Origin of the sequence: Pantoea sp. JK (genome assembly GCF_026130245.1) — a bacterium.
GTDB classification, from domain to species: Bacteria; Pseudomonadota; Gammaproteobacteria; order Enterobacterales; family Enterobacteriaceae; genus Pantoea; species Pantoea trifolii.
Window position 1 is genome coordinate 89,319 of record NZ_JAINFN010000003.1, and the last position, 17,451, is coordinate 106,769.

The following is a 17,451-nucleotide window of genomic DNA, read 5'->3' on the forward strand; positions in this document are numbered from 1 at the left end:
AACCGCAGCGGTCTTAAGCTTCTGCCAGCTCGCGCAGATACTGGAAAATCTGGCGGGCAGATTTTGGTGGCTTATTGGTGGCTTTCTCTTTCTGCGCATTGCGGATCATGCTGCGCAGTTGCTGACGATCGGCGTGCGGATAGAGGTTAAACACCTCAGCGACCGCGTCATCACCTTGCTCGATCAAACGATCGCGCAACATCTCCAGCTTATGGAACAGCGCAACCTGCTGGTTGTGACGGTTCTTCAGCTTATCCAGCGCCTGGCGAATCGGATCTTCATCGCGGGCACGCAGCATTTTACCAATCAGCTGCAGCTGACGACGGCGGCCTTCTTTCTTGATGCGCTGCGCCAGTTCAATCGCGTCGCGCAGTTGTTCGTCGAGTGGAATCTTGTCGAGGGAATTTTTCCCCAGATCAACTAACTCGGCGCCAAGGCGTTTCAGCTCTTCGGCATCGCGTTTAATTTCGCTTTTGCTGACCCAGATAATCTCTTCGTCTTCTTCGTCATTATTATCCGGCACATCGTCGAGCCAGTCATCGGGCTGCTTTGTCATCTCTTGGCTCCCAAAAAAAAGAGGCTAATCCTACCAGTTTATCGGGCGACTGCGAAATTGTTCTCTGAGTCTGATAGACTCAAACAATTCATACTTAAGATTAGACGGCAGGTCGATGAACGTATCTACTCAGGTTGCAGAACAACGTAAAGTGTTGGAACAGGCTGTCGCGCAGGCGTTGGAACTGGCAAAAGCCAGCACCGATGGTGCTGAAGTGGCGGTCACGAAAACCACCGGCATCGGCGTCAGTACCCGCTATGGCGAAGTGGAAAACGTCGAATTCAACAGCGATGGTGCGCTCGGCATCACCGTCTACCATCAAAACCGTAAAGGCAGCGCCTCCTCCACCGATCTCAGCCCGGATGCGATCAAACGCACCGTGCAGGCGGCGATCGACATCGCGCGCTACACCTCGGTGGATCCGTTCGGCGCACCGGCCGATCCCGAGCTGCTGGCGTTTGAAGCGCCGGATCTGGATCTCTACCATCCGTGGGAGATCGATGCCGATCGCGCTATCGAACTGGCCGCTCAGGCGGAACAGGCTTCATTACAAGCTGACAAGCGCATCACCAATACCGAAGGCGGCAGCTTCAACAGCCACGTTGGCATCAAAGTGTTCGGCAACAGCCACGGCATGTTGCAGAGCTACTGCTCAAGCCGCCATTCGCTCTCCAGCTGTGTGATTGCCGAGCAGGACGGCAACATGGAACGCGATTACGCGTACACCATTGGCCGCTCATTTGACGATCTGAAAAGCGCCGATTGGGTCGGTGCCGAGTGCGCCCGCCGCGTGCTGGCACGTCTGGCGCCGCGCAAGCTCTCGACCATGAAAGCGCCGGTGATTTTCGCGCCGGAAGTGGCGACCGGTTTGTTTGGTCATCTGGTCGGCATGATCAGCGGCAGCAGCGTCTACCGCAAATCGACCTTCCTGCTCGATTCGCTGGGTAAGCAGATTCTGCCGGAGTGGCTGACCATCGAAGAGCATCCGCACCTGCTGAAAGGCCTCGCATCCACGCCATTCGACAGCGAAGGCGTGCGCACCCAATCGCGTGACATCATCAAAGATGGCGTGCTGCAGAACTGGCTGTTAACCAGCTATTCGGCGCGCAAGTTGGGTTTGCAGAGCACCGGCCACGCGGGCGGCATCCACAACTGGCGTATTGCCGGTCAGGGCCACAGCTTTGACGGCATGCTGAAGCAGATGGGCACCGGTTTAGTGGTAACCGAGATGATGGGCTCCAGCATCAACGGTATGACCGGCGACTATTCACGCGGCGCATCCGGTTTCTGGGTGGAAAACGGTGAGATTCAATATCCTGTGAGCGAGATCACAATCGCTGGCAACCTCAAGGATATGTGGCTCAATATGGTAACCGTCGGTAACGACATTGAAACCCGCAGCAATATACAATGCGGTTCGGTGCTGCTGCCGGAGATGAAAATCGCCGGACAATAAGAGTCATCGCTTTCTGAAAGCAGCCCGCAAGGCTGCTTTTTTTTTGGCCCGACAATAATAAAAGGAAATACCAATGCGTAATAAGCATGTGATTGCAGTGTTGTCGTTATCGCTGTTGTTCTCCTCGGCTAGCGTGTTTGCGGCCGATTTAGAAAAAGATATGGATGCGCTTAAAGATGGTCTGAGCGTGGTGAAGAAAACCTCCGACGCGCAGGAAATGCATACCGCGCTGGGCAAAATGCGTCAGGCGGCGACGGATGCTAAACAATCCACGCCGGAAAAACTGGAAGGTCAGGCGGCCGATAGCGCGCAGATCAAGGATTATCACGCCGGTCTGGATTCGCTGATTGCCCAGATCGATGTGGTCGATCAGCTGGCGCAAGCCAACAAGCTGGACGAAGCCAAGGCTGAAGCGAAGAAACTGGAAGATATTCGCAACGCCAACCATAAGAAATTCCGCTGATAAACCGGCCAGCCCTGCGGCTGGCCTTATTCCTTCTTGCCTTCTCACCGCTTTACTCCACGTAAATCCATCATTTCTCGCATTTTGTGACCGGTTTCGCACACTTCGTGCGTCCTGAGATCTGGCGCACACTCGCCCGTGGGATTTCCACTTTGAGGTGGAAAAGATGCGTCTCAACAGCCTGCAGCGGAAAGCGTAATTTCTTTTCAACGCGAATTATCTGTAATTGTCCGCTGTAAACAGGAGTAACAAGGTGAGGAGTGAAGCTGTCCCGCTGAAACAGAGCACGCCGGAAGCGATCCAGGCGCTGGCGGATAAGGTGTTAAGCCAAATTGCAGCGATCTACGCCGCGCATCACATCGAAGCCAACGCCGTGCAGCAGCAGATGCTGGCTTCGCATGTCCGGGCGATGGCATCGCGCTCCCTGACGGGCGAAGCGCTGCCGGAGGTAGAAGCTGAGCTGTTTGAAGATATCTCGCCGGAAACCATGGCGCTGGCGCAGCAGGTGGTTGATCTGTTTGGCAATCTGCCCAAAGAGGAAGCCTGGCTGTTATCCGTACATATCGAAGTTGCACGTGCAAACGAAGCTTAAATTTTAAGGAATTCAACATGGTAACTGTAGTGATTGGCGATCGTCTGGGTAAAGGTCAGAAAGTGGCTGCGGGCATCGAGAAAGCCGGTGGTCGTGCGGTGGTGGTGCCGGGCGTGGCAGCCGACATGAAGTTGGGCGACGTAATGAAAGCGGAAAACGCTGACTTCGGCATCTCCTTCTGCGGCAGCGGCGGCGCCGGTGCGATTACCGCGCAGAACAAATATGGCTACAAAGCCAAGCACGGCATGCGTTCGATTGACGAAGGCGTGACCGCCATCAATGAAGGTGCCACCGTGCTGGGCTTCGGCTTTATGGATAAAGAAGAGCTGGGTGAGCGTCTGGTGCAGGCCTGGACTAAAAAACACGGCAGCTAAGTATGAAACAGCAATACGAGACGCAGGTAACGGTGCAGGGCAAAGGCGACAGTAAAGCAAAAGCCTTTGCCGATGCGCTGAGCAAGGTGCAGCAGCAAGTGCTGCGCACCAGCCAAAAGATTCTGTTGCGCATTGAACCCATGGATGTGCGGGTGCTGCGCGCGCAGGAGAGCGTGCGCAAGGAAAAATTCTTGTTCTTCTTCCTCGCGCGTGAGCGACGGAATTACAGCGTTGAGCTGGACATTACCGTCAGCGTCACTGTGATCGACACCGACAAGGTGGACTTCATAGCGACGTAATAAAAATGACAACAAGGGTACGACGACATGTTTTTAATCATTTTGTTTAAGTCGTTAATCATTGGTGGATTGGTTGGCGTCGGGGTGGGAGCGGGCGCAGCGCGCATGTTCCACGCACCGACCACGCAAGGTATGGGCGCATTCCGTACCTTGGGTGAACTCAATTCCTGCGAAGGCGATCCCGCATCGCACTTCTCCTTTGGTCTCGGCTTCTTCTTTAACGCCTGGGCATCATCCGTTGCAGCGGGTTCTTTCACGCAGGACGTCGATCACCGCATTTTGCCGAACTGGGGCGCGGCGGCATTGATGGTGAAAAACCGCAACGTGGCAGAAACGCTGCACAATCCGAAACGCATGGCGATTGCCTGCGGCATCATCGGCATGATTGTGGTGGCCTTCCTTAACAGCACCGCATCTGCCGTTCCGGCGGCCTTGCAGGTCACCGCAGTGAAAGTGCTGGTGCCGGCAGCGAACCTGCTGGTGAACACCGTGATGCCAGTGATCTTCTGGCTGGCAGCGATTGATGCCGGTAAGAAATCCGGCTTCTGGGCCACCATCTTCGGCGGCCTGGCGCAGCTGATCATGGGCAACGCCGTACCGGGTTTGGTGCTGGGGATCCTGATCGGTAAAGGTGTGGAAGAGAGCGGCTGGAACAAAGTCACCAAAGTGATGATGTTCGCCATCGTGCTGCTGTTTGCTTTGAGCGGCTTCTTCCGCGGTTTCGACATGAAACTGCTGCAATCCTTCCAGCTGGGTATTCCGGGCTGGCTGGATATGATCCACAACAGCGTCAGCGGCAAATAAGGAGCCATCAGCATGAACGAAACCGAAAACAAAGGGTTCTGGTACGCCGACTGGTCTTTCCCGATTTTTGTTGGCCTGCTCTCGTCCGGCGTGTTTGCCGGTACGCACATGTATTACCTGTACGGCATTGGTGCTTTTAACGAAGTGGCGTTTGTCTCGATGCTGCGTTCCGGTATGGAAACCGGCGTGTACGGCGCGGTGGCGGCATTCGGTGCCAGCTTCCTGTTCGCGCGCATTATCGAAGGTTCGCTGGTGGGGATTCTCGATATCGGCGGCGCGATCCAGACCGGCGTCGGCCTTGGCGTACCTGCGCTGCTGCTCGGTGCGGGCATCGTGTTCCCGGTCGCTAACTTCGCCGCATCGCTGGCCACCGGTTTGGTGGTGGGTTTAGCGATTGGTTATCTGATCATCCTGGCGCGTAAGTTCACCATCAATCAGAGCGACTCAACCTACGGCGCAGACGTAATGATGGGCGCGGGTAACGCATCGGGCCGTTTCCTTGGACCGTTGATTATCTTGTCGGCGATGGCTGCATCGATTCCGATTGGTCTCGGTTCGCTGGTGGGTGCGCTGCTGTTTTACCTGTGGAATAAGCCGATCACCGGCGGCGCGATTTTAGGCGCGATGGTGTTGGGTGCGATGTTCCCAATTTCTCTCTGATGTTGGACGGTCGCCATGAATGGCGACCCTACACGTAAGGAGTAAGCATGTTTGATCTGATTTTGCGCTGCGCACGTTTGTGCGACGAACAGCTGGTGGATATTGCCATTCAGCACGGCAAAATCGCCGCCGTCGGCGAGGTGAGCGGCCCGGCACAGCAGGAGCGCGATCTTGCGGGACGTTACTACGTGAGCGCTGGCTGGATTGACAGCCACGTGCACTGTTATCCCAAATCCCCAATTTATCACGACGACGCCGACACCATTGGCATGGCGCAAGGCGTCACCACGGTGGTGGATGCCGGCAGCACCGGCGCTGATGACATCGACGACTTTTATCAGCTCACGCGTTCGGCTACCACCGAAGTGCGCGCGCTGATCAACATTTCGCGCACCGGCATTGTGACGCAAAACGAGCTGGCCGATATGGCGCAGATCGCTGGCGATGCGGTGGTGCAGGCGGTGAAGCGCCGTCCGGACTTTATCGTCGGCCTGAAAGCGCGCATGAGCAGCAGCGTGGTGGGCGAGAACGGCATTCAGCCGCTGGTGCGGGCCAAGGCGATTCAGCAGGCAGCCGGCAATTTGCCGCTGATGGTGCACATCGGCAACAACCCGCCGGTGCTGGAAGAGATCGCCGATCTGCTGACCTCCGGCGACATCATTACGCACTGCTTTAACGGCAAGCCGAATCGTATCTTGTCGCCGCAGGGCGAGCTGAAAGCGGCGGTGAAAAATGCCATCGCACGCGGCGTGAAGCTGGATATCGGCCACGGCGGCGCCAGCTTCAGTTTTGAGGTGGCGCGTCAGGCGATCGCGCAGGGCATTCTGCCCGACACCATCAGCTCCGACATTTACTGCCGTAACCGCATCAATGGCCCGGTACATAGCCTGGCGCACGTGATGTCGAAATTCTTCAGCATTGGCATGACGCTGCCGCAAATCATCGAGTGCGTCACCGTTAATGCCGCTGCAGGCCTGCGTCTGGCGGGCAAAGGGCGCTTAACCGCCGGTTATGACGCCGACCTGACCATTTTTACCGTCAAAGAGGAAGCCCGCCCGTTCGTCGATGCTGAAGGCGAACAGATTTTGGGTCAGCAACACATTTTGCCGCAGGCCGTGGTTATCGCCGGTCACTGGCATCTGACTGATGAAGGGAAAGCCAATCATGTCTTCGATTTATGAAAAATATGACCTGAAGCAGGTCATCAACGCCTCGGGCCGCATGACCATTCTCGGTGTTTCTACGCCGTCCGCAGAAGTGGTGGATACCGTCAGCTACGGTCTGAATCACTACTTCGAGATGAAAGATCTGGTCAACAAGACCGGCGCTTACATCGCCAAACTGCTGGACGTGGAAAGCGCGGTGGTGGTGTCGTGCGCCTCGGCGGGCATTGCGCAGAGCGTGGCGGCGGTGATTGTGAAAGATAACGACTGGTTGCTGGAGAACCTGCACGCCGCGCCGCTTAGCGTGCCGCACGATATCGTGGTGCCGAAAGGACATAACGTGAACTTCGGCGCGCCGGTGGGCAGCATGGTAGCGCTGGGTGGCGGTCGTTTGATCGAAGCCGGTTACAGCAACGAATGTTCGCCTGAGCAGCTGGCGGCGGCGATCACGCCGACCACGGCGGCGCTGATGTACATCAAATCGCATCACTGCGTGCAGAAAAGCCATCTCAGCGTGGAGCAGGCAGCGGTTGTGGCGCGCAAACACGGCATTCCATTGATCGTCGATGCGGCAGCAGAAGAAGATTTGCAGTGTTACTACCAAATGGGCGCGGATCTGGTGATTTACAGCGGCGCCAAGGCGATTGAAGGGCCGACCAGCGGTTTAGTAATTGGTCGCACGCAATACGTTGAGTGGGTGAAACGTCAAAGCAACGGCATTGGCCGCGCGATGAAAGTCGGCAAAGAGGGCATTCTTGGCCTGACGCAGGCGATTGAAAACTATCTGGTGCAGCCAAAAACCACCGGCGCCGAGATGGTGGCCAACATGACGCCTTTCATCGACAACCTCAACACGCTGAACGGCGTCAGCGCGCGCGTGGTGTGGGATGCGGCGGGACGCGATATTGCGCGTGCCGAAATCAAGTTTGATGAAGGGGTCACCGGCTGGCCGACTGGCGAACTGGTGCAGGCGCTGAAAACCGGCGACATCGCCATCTATTTCCGTGGCTACAAAGCCAACGAAGGCATTATCGAAGCCGATGTGCGCAGCGTCAGCGCCGATCAGCTGCACATCATCTTTAGCGCTATTCAGGCGTTGATCAGCGGAGGAAAACGCGCATGAGTCTGAACCCGAATTTCTATCAGGATCGCCTGTGCCTTAACGTGCTGGCGGGTTCGAAACAGAACGCCAAAGCGATCTGGCAGGCGGCTGAAGGCCATGTGCTGGTGGGTGTGTTGTCAAAAAACTACGCCAGCAATGAAGACGCCATTGCCGATATGCGCGAGTATGCGGCGCTGATCGACAATGCACTGTCGGTGGGGTTGGGCGCGGGCGATCCGAACCAGTCAGCGATGGTGAGTGAGATCTCGGCGGTGCTGCAACCGCAGCACGTCAATCAGGTATTCACCGGCGTGGCGACCAGCCGTGCGCTGCTCGGCCAGAACCAAACCGTGGTGAATGGTTTGATTTCACCCACCGGCACGCCAGGCAGGGTGAAAATCTCTACCGGACCGCGCAGCTCAAAGAACGCCGACGCGATTGTACCGATCGACAGCGCCATCGCCATGTTGCAGGACATGGGCGGCAGCTCGGTGAAATACTTCCCGATGGGCGGCCTGAAGGCGGTGAATGAGTATCGTGCGGTGGCGGAAGCCTGTGCGCGTCACGACTTCTGGCTGGAACCCACCGGCGGCATCGACCTCAATAACTTCGAAGAGATTGTACGTATTGCGCTCGACGCAGGCGTGAGCAAAGTGATCCCGCACGTCTACAGTTCGATTATTGATAGTGCAAGCGGCGACACGCGCATTGACGATATGCGTCAGCTTCTGGCAACGTGCAAGAAACTGCTGTAACAAATGAGTAACAGGTGAGGCTCCGTGAGATTTCCCAATCAGCGTCTGACCCAGCTTTTCGCTGCGCTGCAAAATGAAACGCTGCCGCAGGATGAGCTGGCACGCCGCTTTTCCGTTTCAACGCGCACGGTGCGCACCGATATCACCGCGCTGAACGCGCTGCTGGAGCAGCACGGCGCGCAGTTTGTGCTGGCGCGCGGCGCGGGATATCAACTCAAAATTGACGATGCGGCGCGCTTTGGCCGCTTACAGCAAGAGAGCGCCACGCCGCTGCGCGTGCCGCGTACCTCACAGGAGCGCGTGCGCTATCTACTGACGCGTTTTCTGACGGCGGCGTATTCGATCAAGCTGGAAGACCTGTCGGAAGAGTGGTTTGTCAGCCGCGCCACGCTGCAAAGCGATATGGCGATCGTTCGCGAATGGCTGGGCCGCTATCACCTCAATATCGAAACCAAACCGCATTACGGCATGAAGCTGTTTGGCAGCGAGGCGGCGATCCGCACCTGCTTAACCGACCTGCTGTGGCAGATCGACCAGGAAACGCCGGACAGCCCGCTGCTGACGGTGGAAGCGCTGCACAGCGGCATTCTGGCCCAGCTTGAACCTTTGCTGCAACAGTGCTTTGCCCAGCATGCCATTCGCCTCAGCGATGAGGGCGATCGCTATCTGCAAATCTATTGCGCAGTGGCGGTGCGGCGCATCAGTGAAGGTTTCCCGCTTAACGATCCGGGTGCGGAAGATGTCGGCGATGAAGTGCGCGAGGCGGCGCACGACCTGATCAACCTGATGCGTCCGCTGGTCGGCAAACCGATTTCACAGGCGGAAGAGAACTGGCTGCGGGTCAACATCGCCGCGCGCCAGATTCAGGCGCTGGCACCCAGCACCATTAACGCCGACGACGCCGATGCGCTGGTCGATTACCTGCTGAACTACATCAACACCCATTACAACTATCGGCTGCAGCACGACGAACAGCTGCGCGCCGATCTGCTCACCCATATCAAAACCATGATCACGCGGGTGCGCTACCAAATTCACATCCCCAATCCGCTGTTAAGCAACATCAAGCAGCACTATCCAATGGCCTACGATGTGACGCTGGCGGCTGTTACCAGCTGGGGTAAATACACGCCTTACACCATCAGTGAGAACGAGATCGGCTTTCTGGTGCTGCACATCGGCGTTGGGTTAGAGAGGCATTACGACGTTGGCTATCAACGCCATCCGCAGGTGCTGCTGGTGTGCGACAGCGGTAACTCCACGCTGCGCATGATTGAGGCGCTGCTGCTGCGCAAATATCCGCAGCTAGTGGTCACGGCGCGGCTGTCGCAGCGCGACTATGAACTGCGCGAGCATATTGATGAAGATTTTGTCATCTCCACCGCCCGATTGAGTGAGAAGAACAAGCCGATTGCGGTGATGTCGCCATTCCCAACCGAGTTCCAGCTGGAGCAGCTCGGCAAGCTGGTGCTGGTGGATCGCACGCGCCCCTACATGCTGGAGAAGTACTTCGACGCGCAGCACTTTATGGTGCTGGATAAGCCGATGGCGCAGTCGGATCTGTTCCGTCTGCTGTGCGATCAGTTGGAGAGCGAAGGTTTTGTCGATGCGGATTTTTATCCGTCGGTCGAGGAGCGTGAAGCAATTGTCAGCACCCTGCTCGGCGAAGGCATCGCGCTGCCACATTCACTTGGCTTGCTGGCGCAGAAAACCGTGGTCTACACGGTGCTGGCGCCGCACGGCGTTAGCTGGGGCGAGGAAACGGCGTCGGTGATTTTCCTGCTGGCGATCAGCAAGAGTGAATACGAAGAGGCGATGGCGATTTACGATCTGTTCGTCACCTTCCTGCGCGAAAGAGCGATGACGCGGCTGCGCGATTGCGCGGATTTTGTCAGTTTTAAAGCGGTGGCGATCGATTGTTTGAGCCGGTTGTAGGGTTTGTGCGCGCTGTCCCCCATCCCGGCCTTCCCCCGCTTGCGGGGGAAGGAGATGCTGCCACATGCAGCTCCATCACTGGCATATGGCAGCATCTTCCTCCCAAATGCAGCTTCATCACTGACATGTGGCAGCATCTTCCTCCCCCATTTATGGGGGAGGACCGAGGTGGGGGACTGCGTGTGCACAATCTACCCGCGCTTCGCCAACAACCTCGGAATCTCACGCAAACACCAGGCTTTGGCTTCGCCCATACTGTCGCGGCGCCACGCCATAATAATATCCACTTCGCGCGTATACTCGGCGCTCACCACGCGTAAACGACCTTCAGCGATATCCTGCTCCACCATCGGATAAGGCATGGTCGCCACCCCCAAACCGGCCAGCAGCGCGCGGCGTTTATCATCCATGCTGCTTACCGTCAGACGCTGCTGCTTATCCAGCAACTGCACCGTCAGCACCGGACGCTCGCGCGCGGTATCTGCCACCGCGATGCCGCGATACTTCACGCGTGTCACTTCTGATAGCGGCTCAGCTTCCTGATGAATTGGATGGTCCGGGCTGGCAACATAGACGCTCATAATGCTGTACAGCTTGCGGGTGTTGATTTCGGTGGAGGCGCGGAAGTGCATATCGGGCGCAATCACGATATCGGCACGGCCCTGTTCCAGCCGCTCCCAGGCACCGGCTAACACTTCCGTGATCAGCGAAATCTGCGTATTGGCTTTTTCTGACAGCTTCTCAACCAGCGGGAACAAACGCTCGGTAGGAACCAGCGCCTCGGCAACAATGGTGAGATGCGTTTCCCAACCGCGCGCCAGCGCTTCGGCATCGGTGGTGAGTTTATCGGCGGCTTCCAGCAGCACGCGGCCACGCTCCAGCAGCATACGGCCCACGTTGGTGAACTTGGTGCGGTGGCCGGAGCGGTCAAACAGCACCACATCCAGCTCCTCTTCCAGCTTCTGCATGGTGTAACTCAGCGCGGAAGGGACGCGACCCAGTTCATCGGCCGCGGCGGCAAAGCTGCCACGACGGTCAATAGCATCCATCACACGTAAAGCTTCGAGGGTTAACGCGCGGTCTTTTGCCATGCCGATTCTCTGTCAGTAAATTTGAACATGCCAGGCAGATTAACTGGCTTACAATCCGGCGTCCAGACTTTTACCATGATCCCATCAAGCCTGCGGTCGAATCTCACCGCAGCGCGTCGGAGGATTATCATGATGACAACCCGCTGCGCGTCCGCATGTGGCCAGGCCGATTTCGGTTGGTTGCAGGCGCGCTACAGCTTCTCATTTGGCCACTATTTCGATCCAAAATTAATGGGCTACGCGTCACTGCGCGTGCTCAACCAGGAAATTCTGGCACCGGGCGCGGCGTTCCAGCCGCGCAGCTATCCGCAGGTCGATGTGCTGAATCTGGTGCTGCAAGGTGAAGCCGAGTATCGCGACAGCGAAGGCAATCATCTGGTGGCACGCGAAGGCGAGGCGATGCTGCTCTCTGCGCGTCAGGGCGTGAATTATAGCGAAATCAACATCAGCAAAGACCGCCCGTTAACCCGCATGCAGCTGTGGCTGGCCGCCTGCCCGGAGCGTGAAAATCCGCTGTTGCAGAAGCGCGATTTGCCGCAGCAAACCAGCGTGCTGATCGCCTCGCCCGATGGCGCGCAGGGCAGCTTGCAACTGCGCCAGCAGGTTTGGGTGCATCAGGTGACGTTAGCGCCGGGCGAGCAGTACACGGTGAAATTGCACGGGCCGCGCGCTTATCTGCAATCGATCCATGGTTCTTTGGATGTGCAGGCCAGCAGTGCCAATCAGCAGCCGCTGAGCTGCGGCGACGGCGCGTTCCTCAGCGATGAGAGCCAGATTAGCCTGCAGGCCAGAACGCCGCTGCGCGCGCTGGTGATTGACCTTCCCGCCTAACCCTCACCCACAAAAAAGGGCGACCGAAGTCGCCCTGATACGTTGCGGTAACGCTTACTTGAGAATGGTGAAGGCGGTAGTCACGTGCTTCACACCGCTCACACGGCTGGCAACATCGGCCGCCGCTTTCGCTTCTTCTGCAGTGACCAGACCTAACAGGAACACTTCTCCGTTTTCGGTGGTCACTTTGACGTTCGAGGATTTCACCTGATCGCTGCCCAGCAGCTGCGAGCGGATTTTGGTGGTGATCCAGGTATCGGATGACGAGGTGCCGAGGCTGACTTTCTGTCCGCTACGGATTTCGTTATACACCTCGGTGGCACCGTCAACGCCCATGGCGATCTGTTTGGCACGGCTCGCCAGATCTGGGGTTGGCGACTGGCCGGTCAGCAGCACTTTGCCCTGATAGGCGGTGACAACCACGCGCGCCTGGTTTTTGATTTGTTCATCTTTGGCCAGTGCGTTCGATACGCGCAGCTCCAGCGTGCCGTCATCGACCTGCGTGCCCACGGTGCGCGGGTCAGTGGCGGTTTTGGTGGCGACGGCAGCGCCGCCGGCAACCACGGCAACACAGCCTTGCAGCAGCATGGCGGTTAAGAGAATGGCGACAGCGTTCAATGCTTTCATTTGAGCTCCTTCAGTCATTCCTGGTGTGGGAATAAAGTGTTATCAATCAAATCGCACAGGCAGTTCAGCGTCAACATGTGCATTTCCTGAATGCGCGCACTGCGATGTGATGGAATGCGAATTTCCACATCATGCGGACCGAGCAGGCCCGCCAGCTCACCGCCGTCGTGGCCGGTTAACGCAACGATGGTCATATCGCGGGTAACCGCAGCTTCAACCGCTTTGACGATATCGCGGGTGTTGCCACGGGTGGAAATGGCCAGCAGCACATCACCAGCCTGACCAAGCGCTCGAACCTGCTTGGCGTAAATTTCATCGTGCAGACGATCGTTACCAATCGCCGTCAGCATCACATTATCTGCGCTCAGCGCCAGCGCAGGCAGGCTAGGGCGCTCCGTCTCGAAACGGTTAATCATGCTGGCGGCAAAATGCTGGGCATTCGCCGACGACGCACCGTTACCGCAGCTAAGGATTTTGTTACCGTTCAGCAGCGACTGCACCAGCGTCATCGCGGCGCGGGAAATCGCATCGGGCAGCGCTTCGGCAGCAGCGATTTGGGTCTGAATACTCTCGGTAAAACACGCTTTAATTCTGTCCTGCACAAGACCACCTGGTTCTATCCATCGGCATTAAAGGCATTGGGCAGCCACTCCAGCTCACGCCCGGTAATGGCAATGATGTCAAAACGGCAATTCACCGTATCAAAACTGCCGCCACGCGCCAGCAACCAGAGTGCGGCGGCACGCAGCAGCTTTTGTTGTTTCTGGCGCGTTACGCTGGCGGCGGCACCGCCGTAGCGCGCATCGCGTCGATAGCGCACTTCAACAAATACCCAGCAATCGGCGTCGCGCATAATCAGGTCAATTTCTCCGCTGCGACAGCGTACATTGCTGGCGAACCACTGCAGCCCGGCGCGCTCCAGATAGCGGCGCGCCAGTTGTTCCTGCTCAGCGCCAATGCGCTGGCGGTTTACTGCACCGGAACGATCTGTCCCTGACGATACTGGTTCCATGCCAACTTCCTGTTGATCACGCAATCCGTGTCGGCGTTCAGCTTGCCGGTGTTGCCATCAATGGCAAAGCCAGGCACCTGACGCATCTGGTTAAAGTGATTCGCCAGCGTCCAGGCATCAATGCCCATCGCGTAGAGGCGAACCAGCGAATAATCGTTGTTAAACGACTTCGCCGCCTGCTGCATCAGGCCCGGATTGCTACCGGACAACAGCGGGATATCGCTGAACTGCAGGCCATCCATCTCCAGACGGAAGTCAGGACCTGCGCCCGCCTGCGCACTGCGCGAACTGGCGTACAGCGCGGTGTTGTTGCGGCTGCTGGTACGCATCGCAATCATCGGCTTGATCAGCTGCAGCTCATCCTGGCTAGCGACAATGTACACTGCATCCACGTTACCGCTGCTGGCATCGGCCGCTGGTGCCGGTGCGCTGGTTTGCGGCGCAGGAATCGTAAGGCCCGCCATCGCCACGCTCTGCGATTGCGCAGGCTCAACGTTCAGCGGCGTGCCGCTTAACGCGATACCGGCACCGCTGTTGATGCCTTGCTTCAGTTCGCCAACGCCGCCAAAACGCTGCTGCAGTACGGTTGAACCACCCAGCGTTTGCCACTCTTGCGCGAACGCTTTGCTAATACGGTCGCCATAGCTGCTGCGCGGCACCAGCAACAACGGCTGGCGTTTGCCTTGTTCGTAGATATGGTGCGCGGCATCGCGCGCTTCGTCTTCAGGAGAAAGCGCAAAGTAACAAATATTCGGATGGTTCTGGATCTGTTCGGGTTCGTTCAGCGCCAGCACGTTCAGCGGAGTGTTGCTATTAACGACGGTTTCAACGTCATTTTTTAGGAGCGGGCCGACCACCAGCGTAGCGCCATCTTGCTGAGCCTGCTGCATCACCTGCGCAATCGGCTGACTGCTGGTGTCATACACTTTTACCTGCGCATTGCTGTTGCCCTGTGCCGCGGCCGGTTGTGCGGCTGGCTGTGGCTGCTCGGTTTGCGGTGGTGTGTTACTGGCAACGGCGGGGCTGACAACGCTATTGGCGTCGGCTGGCGGCTGTGCGCTGGCATCGGCTGCAGCAGGCGCTGACGCGGCTTGCGGTGCCGGCGCGTTGAGCACGCCATTGCGCGCATCGTTGAAACCTTTTTGAATCGCGTTAGCAAACACCTGCGCCTGGCCGTTAAGCGGCAGCAGCAGCGCGATGGTGCTGGTCGACGCTTTAGTGAAGTTTTGCACCTGGCTGAGCTGCGTTGGCAGCGTCTTCGCGCCTGGGTTCTGCGGATAGCGCGTCTGCCAGTCCTGAATCGCCGCTTTCAACATTTGTGGATCCTGGCTGTTTGCACGCCAGGTATTCAGCAGATCCAACCAGCCTTGCAGCGTATTTTCGTCAGCATTGATCACCAGACTGTTGATCTGATCCTGCGTCATCTGCGTCAGCGCTTGCCAGGTTGCATCGATATTGCTTTGGTGATCGGCGCCTTTCAGCAGCGGCTCCTGCGCAATATAGGCACGCAGCAGTGGGAGTGAAGGGCGATTCTGCGCCGCTGCGATTTGCAACGCGTAGTAGCGCACCTGCTGATCCTGCGACAGGTCACCGACTTTCACCTGACCAAGCTGTTGTTGTGCACCGCTGTAATTCTGCTGACCAATCTGCATCTGCGCGCGCAGCAGCAGCAGTTCTTGCTGTTGCACATCGCTTAACTGCTGCGGCAGCTGATTAAGCTGATTCGCTGCCTGCGGATACTTTCCTTCCTTCAACAGGGCACGGATGGCAAGTAATTGCCAGTCGGTCTTGCTATCATCGCTGCTTTGCTGCACCTGTTGCAGATAATAGTCAGACCGGCCAGTCGCAGGACCCTGAATATTGACGTTAGAGGTTTGTTGCGGTCCCTGACCACTACAGGCGGATAAAATCAGCCCAGCGAGAAGAACAGGTACTAAGCGTCCTGCTTTATGACGTACGACTTTTGAAGGAAGCATACTGTATCCAGTGATGTTTTTTTCAAGATGCTCAATATTAAATCGGCAATTCGGATGAAACAATGAAACAACTCGATCGGGCAGAGATTTCTGCCAGCACGCTCTATATCGTTCCTACCCCGATCGGTAACCTGGGTGATATCACTCAACGAGCGTTGACGGTGCTCTCAAGCGTCGATCTAGTCGCAGCGGAAGATACACGTCATACCGGGCTGTTGCTACAACATTTCGCCATCAATGCGCGACTCTTCGCACTTCACGACCACAACGAACAGCAGAAAGCTGAGGTGCTGCTAGCCAAGCTGCAAGAGGGCCAGAGCATCGCACTGGTCTCCGATGCCGGCACGCCGTTAATCAACGATCCCGGCTACCATTTGGTGCGTCGCTGCCGGGAAGCAGGCGTGCGCGTGGTGCCGTTGCCAGGCGCTTGCGCGGCGATTACAGCATTAAGCGCGGCGGGGTTACCGTCCGATCGTTTCTGTTACGAAGGGTTTCTACCGGCCAAAAGCAAAGGACGTTGCGATGTGCTGCGTGCGCTGGGTGAAGAGCCGCGTACGCTGATTTTCTATGAATCGACCCATCGCCTGATCGATAGCCTGCAAGATATGGTCAGCGTGTGGGGCGGCGAGCGCTATGTGGTGCTGGCGCGTGAGATCACCAAAACGTGGGAATCTATTCAGGGCGCGCCGGTCGGCGAACTGCTGGCGTGGGTGCTGGAAGATGAAAACCGTCGCAAAGGCGAAATGGTGCTGATCGTTGAAGGCCATAAAGCCGATGAAGAAGCGTTGCCAGCGGAGGCGCTGCGTACGTTGGCATTGCTGCAAAAAGAGCTGCCATTGAAGAAAGCCGCTGCGCTGACGGCGGAAATTCATGCTGTGAAGAAGAACGCGCTTTATAAGTACGCGCTGGAGCAGCAAGAGGCGTGACAAACGCTGCCAGATCGCCTATTATCCCGCGCCGAAGCTGACTAGACAGTCGCCGCTTTGTCGTCGTCCTCTTTCGAGGGGAGACGGGCAAAGGGGAGGAAAGTCCGGGCTCCATAGGGCAGGGTGCCAGGTAACGCCTGGGGGGCGCAAGCCTACGACCAGTGCAACAGAGAGCAAACCGCCGATGGCCCAGTAATGGGATCAGGTAAGGGTGAAAGGGTGCGGTAAGAGCGCACCGCGCGGCTGGCAACAGTTCGTGGCACGGTAAACTCCACCCGGAGCAAGGCCAAATAGGGGTTCACAAGGTACGGCCCGTACTGAACCCGGGTAGGCTGCTTGAGCCAGTGAGCGATTGCTGGCCTAGATGAATGACTGTCCACGACAGAACCCGGCTTATCGGTCAGTTTCGACTTTTTTAAACACAAACCCGCTTCGGCGGGTTTTGTGTTTTCTGGGGCCAGGTGCGCGCTGGCCCTCATCCTAACCTTCTCCCGCAGGCGGGAGAAGGGACCGATCGAGCGATACGCCAAATCGCAGCGGACTGTTCCCCCCTCCCTTTGGGAGAGGGCTAGGGTGAGGGCATCAACCCGCACATAATTAATTAAACCCTCCCACGTAAAGAAATGAAAATCCCTGAAAAACATTATTGCCGCTATGCCAGAATAAGCGCGTGTTTAACTACTGAGGACAAATTTAATCCACACTGACGAGAAGCAACAACGTGGATAAGTTGTAATTTTATGGACAAAATGTTCGCGCTAAATAAGGCTTCACTCTCTTCCTCTCTCTTCGAATCAAACTGCTCAATCTGCGATCAGCACTGGCGCTT

General features: G+C 57.2%; 19 protein-coding genes and 1 other RNA gene. 14 read left to right on the forward strand and 6 right to left on the reverse strand.

Annotation, left to right across the window (positions count from 1 at the left end):
• Positions 1 to 13: 13 nt before the first annotated feature.
• Positions 14 to 556 (reverse strand): ribosome biogenesis factor YjgA, encoded by a 543-nt coding sequence (gene yjgA, locus PanJK_RS07895; RefSeq protein ID WP_154154971.1) that lies wholly within the window; start codon positions 554 to 556, stop codon positions 14 to 16.
• A gap of 115 nt (positions 557 to 671) precedes the next feature.
• Here yjgA and pmbA point away from each other — a divergent pair, with 115 nt between their 5' ends.
• From pmbA to PanJK_RS07950, 11 genes are all read left to right on the forward strand, one after another.
• Positions 672 to 2,012: a metalloprotease PmbA gene (gene pmbA / locus PanJK_RS07900; protein WP_265298704.1), complete on the forward strand. Its 1,341-nt coding sequence runs from the start codon at positions 672 to 674 to the stop codon at positions 2,010 to 2,012.
• Between the two features lie 73 nt (positions 2,013 to 2,085).
• Positions 2,086 to 2,475 (forward strand): cytochrome b562, encoded by a 390-nt coding sequence (cybC, locus tag PanJK_RS07905; RefSeq protein ID WP_061720170.1) that lies wholly within the window; start codon positions 2,086 to 2,088, stop codon positions 2,473 to 2,475.
• Positions 2,476 to 2,728: 253 nt separating this feature from the next.
• Positions 2,729 to 3,067, forward strand: a complete 339-nt coding sequence (locus PanJK_RS07910; RefSeq protein ID WP_008103555.1) for a glycine dehydrogenase — start codon at positions 2,729 to 2,731, stop codon at positions 3,065 to 3,067.
• Between the two features lie 17 nt (positions 3,068 to 3,084).
• Complete coding sequence (locus PanJK_RS07915) at positions 3,085 to 3,441, forward strand: SFCGS family glycine-rich protein (protein ID WP_008103553.1); 357 nt, start codon at positions 3,085 to 3,087, stop codon at positions 3,439 to 3,441.
• 2 nt (positions 3,442 to 3,443) lie between these two features.
• Positions 3,444 to 3,740: a DUF4312 family protein gene (locus tag PanJK_RS07920; RefSeq protein WP_256697562.1), complete on the forward strand. Its 297-nt coding sequence runs from the start codon at positions 3,444 to 3,446 to the stop codon at positions 3,738 to 3,740.
• 27 nt (positions 3,741 to 3,767) lie between these two features.
• Positions 3,768 to 4,544 carry a DUF4311 domain-containing protein gene (locus PanJK_RS07925; protein ID WP_007892190.1) on the forward strand — a complete coding sequence of 259 codons (777 nt, stop codon included), beginning with the start codon at positions 3,768 to 3,770 and terminating at the stop codon, positions 4,542 to 4,544.
• Positions 4,545 to 4,556: 12 nt separating this feature from the next.
• Positions 4,557 to 5,204 carry a DUF4310 family protein gene (locus PanJK_RS07930; protein WP_008103548.1) on the forward strand — a complete coding sequence of 216 codons (648 nt, stop codon included), beginning with the start codon at positions 4,557 to 4,559 and terminating at the stop codon, positions 5,202 to 5,204.
• A gap of 47 nt (positions 5,205 to 5,251) precedes the next feature.
• Entirely contained in the window at positions 5,252 to 6,385 is a 1,134-nt protein-coding gene (locus PanJK_RS07935) for an amidohydrolase/deacetylase family metallohydrolase (RefSeq protein ID WP_265298710.1), read from the forward strand.
• The gene (locus PanJK_RS07940) at positions 6,369 to 7,490 is read left to right on the forward strand and encodes a DgaE family pyridoxal phosphate-dependent ammonia lyase (RefSeq protein WP_265298713.1); all 1,122 of its coding nucleotides are present in this window, start codon (positions 6,369 to 6,371) and stop codon (positions 7,488 to 7,490) included. Before PanJK_RS07935 ends, PanJK_RS07940 begins: the two co-directional genes overlap by 17 nt.
• Positions 7,487 to 8,224 (forward strand): 2-dehydro-3-deoxy-phosphogluconate aldolase, encoded by a 738-nt coding sequence (gene dagF, locus PanJK_RS07945; RefSeq protein WP_265298715.1) that lies wholly within the window; start codon positions 7,487 to 7,489, stop codon positions 8,222 to 8,224. Before PanJK_RS07940 ends, dagF begins: the two co-directional genes overlap by 4 nt.
• 24 nt (positions 8,225 to 8,248) lie before the next feature.
• Positions 8,249 to 10,159 (forward strand): BglG family transcription antiterminator, encoded by a 1,911-nt coding sequence (locus PanJK_RS07950; protein ID WP_265298717.1) that lies wholly within the window; start codon positions 8,249 to 8,251, stop codon positions 10,157 to 10,159.
• A gap of 191 nt (positions 10,160 to 10,350) precedes the next feature.
• On the opposite strand, the gene PanJK_RS07955 is transcribed toward PanJK_RS07950, so the two are convergent.
• The gene (locus PanJK_RS07955) at positions 10,351 to 11,250 is read right to left on the reverse strand and encodes a LysR family transcriptional regulator (RefSeq protein ID WP_008103540.1); all 900 of its coding nucleotides are present in this window, start codon (positions 11,248 to 11,250) and stop codon (positions 10,351 to 10,353) included.
• Between the two features lie 129 nt (positions 11,251 to 11,379).
• On the opposite strand from PanJK_RS07955, the gene PanJK_RS07960 reads away from it, so the two are divergent.
• Complete coding sequence (locus PanJK_RS07960) at positions 11,380 to 12,081, forward strand: pirin family protein (protein WP_265298719.1); 702 nt, start codon at positions 11,380 to 11,382, stop codon at positions 12,079 to 12,081.
• A gap of 54 nt (positions 12,082 to 12,135) precedes the next feature.
• Here the strand turns inward: PanJK_RS07960 and dolP are convergent, their stop codons facing one another.
• Genes dolP through PanJK_RS07980 form a run of 4 tightly spaced genes read right to left on the reverse strand, consistent with a single transcriptional unit; the run spans position 12,136 to position 15,696 of the window.
• A complete protein-coding gene (gene dolP / locus PanJK_RS07965) occupies positions 12,136 to 12,708 on the reverse strand; it encodes a division/outer membrane stress-associated lipid-binding lipoprotein (RefSeq protein ID WP_008103536.1) in 573 nt (190 codons plus the stop codon).
• A gap of 14 nt (positions 12,709 to 12,722) precedes the next feature.
• A complete protein-coding gene (gene diaA, locus PanJK_RS07970) occupies positions 12,723 to 13,310 on the reverse strand; it encodes a DnaA initiator-associating protein DiaA (RefSeq protein ID WP_007890352.1) in 588 nt (195 codons plus the stop codon).
• Positions 13,311 to 13,324: 14 nt separating this feature from the next.
• A complete protein-coding gene (locus PanJK_RS07975; RefSeq protein ID WP_265298726.1) occupies positions 13,325 to 13,720 on the reverse strand; it encodes a YraN family protein in 396 nt (131 codons plus the stop codon).
• The gene (locus PanJK_RS07980) at positions 13,678 to 15,696 is read right to left on the reverse strand and encodes a penicillin-binding protein activator (RefSeq protein ID WP_265298728.1); all 2,019 of its coding nucleotides are present in this window, start codon (positions 15,694 to 15,696) and stop codon (positions 13,678 to 13,680) included. The genes PanJK_RS07975 and PanJK_RS07980 overlap by 43 nt, the downstream gene beginning before the upstream one ends.
• A 62-nt stretch (positions 15,697 to 15,758) precedes the next feature.
• Between PanJK_RS07980 and rsmI the strand changes: the two genes are divergently transcribed.
• Together rsmI and rnpB are read left to right on the forward strand one after the other, a co-directional pair.
• Positions 15,759 to 16,622, forward strand: a complete 864-nt coding sequence (rsmI, locus tag PanJK_RS07985; protein WP_265298730.1) for a 16S rRNA (cytidine(1402)-2'-O)-methyltransferase — start codon at positions 15,759 to 15,761, stop codon at positions 16,620 to 16,622.
• Positions 16,623 to 16,655: 33 nt separating this feature from the next.
• Positions 16,656 to 17,034, forward strand: an RNA gene (gene rnpB / locus PanJK_RS07990) — RNase P RNA component class A.
• Positions 17,035 to 17,451 lie beyond the last annotated feature (417 nt).